The sequence below is a fragment of the Cohnella thermotolerans DSM 17683 genome (assembly GCF_000429825.1).
GTDB classification, from domain to species: Bacteria; Bacillota; Bacilli; order Paenibacillales; family Paenibacillaceae; genus Cohnella; species Cohnella thermotolerans.
The window spans coordinates 1-1,448 of sequence record NZ_AUCP01000144.1; the positions used below are offsets into that span (position 1 = coordinate 1).

At 36.7% G+C, this 1,448-nt stretch carries 2 protein-coding genes; one reads left to right on the forward strand and one right to left on the reverse strand.

The window, feature by feature from the left end:
• Positions 1-81 precede the first annotated feature (81 nt).
• Positions 82-576, reverse strand: a complete 495-nt coding sequence (locus G485_RS27205; protein WP_051318380.1) for a tyrosine-type recombinase/integrase — start codon at positions 574-576, stop codon at positions 82-84.
• Between the two features lie 418 nt (positions 577-994).
• On the opposite strand from G485_RS27205, the gene G485_RS27210 reads away from it, so the two are divergent.
• On the forward strand, positions 995-1,417 hold the full coding sequence (locus G485_RS27210) for a hypothetical protein (protein ID WP_051318381.1): 423 nt from the start codon (positions 995-997) through the stop codon (positions 1,415-1,417).
• Positions 1,418-1,448: the final 31 nt, after the last annotated feature.

Here is a 1,448-nt window from a genome sequence, read left to right on the forward strand (position 1 = left end):
TCATGCTCAATCACTCTTTCAATGGTCGTGTTACTGTATAATTCGACAAAACCGTGGTAAAAGCCTGCTTGGCGGACTTTTTCACCGGACTTTTAAAGCAATCGATATATAATCAAGGGAAATGCCATTTTTGAAAGCGAAGTACCCCCAGGTCTTACGCATTCCGTGTGTCCCGAATTTTTCAGATACGCCACACATATCACAAGCATGATTTAAAATCGTTACGGCTTGTTGTCGAGTAATCGCCTTTGTGCTTCCTTTACGACTGCGGAATACAAAAGCTTCAGGGTCACTCATATCATACTCCGCTGCATATTCCTTTATTGCCTTTGCTAAATTAGGAGTCACAGGGAAACGCTTATACTTACTCGTTTTCTTCTCATTTATTTCAATAAAATCGACAGGTTTTCGATTGTTCCAAATATGTTTGATTTGAAGACGAAGAATATCCGAGATCCGAAGAGCTGAAGAGATACCAACTTGAAACATGAGGTAGTCCCGAACGCTTTTCGATTTGAGATAACTTTTCACTACCTCGATTTGTTTCTTATCTCTGATGGGATGAACCATGTTCATTCAGATTTTCTACTTCCCCTCACATCACCCACAAAATCTACCAACATTACAAAAACAGTATATCAGGACCTTTATGTAATATTCAAGCCCCACAAAGTTTAGGGCTTTTCATGAAATCTTAAAATGGTGCGAATCTTATATTTACAAAATCAGGTTGTGTAAGATTATCATTTAGAAGAACTGTTCTAAACATTTTTCATCGATTTAATCCATCAAATTTCGCCAACGAGATCTACATTTTCGATTCCGAAAACCCACCTTTTCTTCGATTTAACAAAAAGAAAACTGTCCGCATAACTCTGGTAACCTCCTAATTCGCTGTGAATTTTGTTAATGAATTTATGGGAATGTTAATTTCCGATAATTTAAAAACATTACCTTTGGATTATAATGGGAGTAGTAAAGGAGGAGAGCATGAATGATGAGTCAAGCCGTCTTCGAATTGACGAAACAACAAGTTGAAATCGGGTACAAAAAGAAAGACGAACAAATCCTTGAAAAGGAAACTGACTATATCTTTAGCAAAATTGTTACAACCATCTTATCCCTTTTTCCAGATAAGATTAAGGGGATTCAATTTGATCGACAATCCTTAGCATTAACTAACGAAATTTTATTTTCAGAAAAACACAAAAAAAATTTGTTCAAATGGTTGAATCGACTTATTCATTTGGATTCCCCCTGCTCGGATTTGGAATTTGGAAAACTGAAAATCGATTTTGAACACTGGTACTATGAGCTTAGTGGAGAACACATTGAGTTTATATATGAGGACTCCTATTTAGGGCTTGCTGAACAAGATCAATTTAAGCTGCTCCCAACGCATGAGCCTAGACCGTGATTTTCTTTGCGGTTTTCATGCAAAAAATCGG

Excerpts from the sequence above, each read along its gene's own strand:
- G485_RS27205 (WP_051318380.1), bottom strand. The coding sequence starts at position 576 with ATGAACATGGTTCATCCCATCAGAGATAAGAAACAAATCGAGGTAGTG.
- G485_RS27210 (WP_051318381.1), top strand. The coding sequence starts at position 995 with ATGATGAGTCAAGCCGTCTTCGAATTGACGAAACAACAAGTTGAAATC.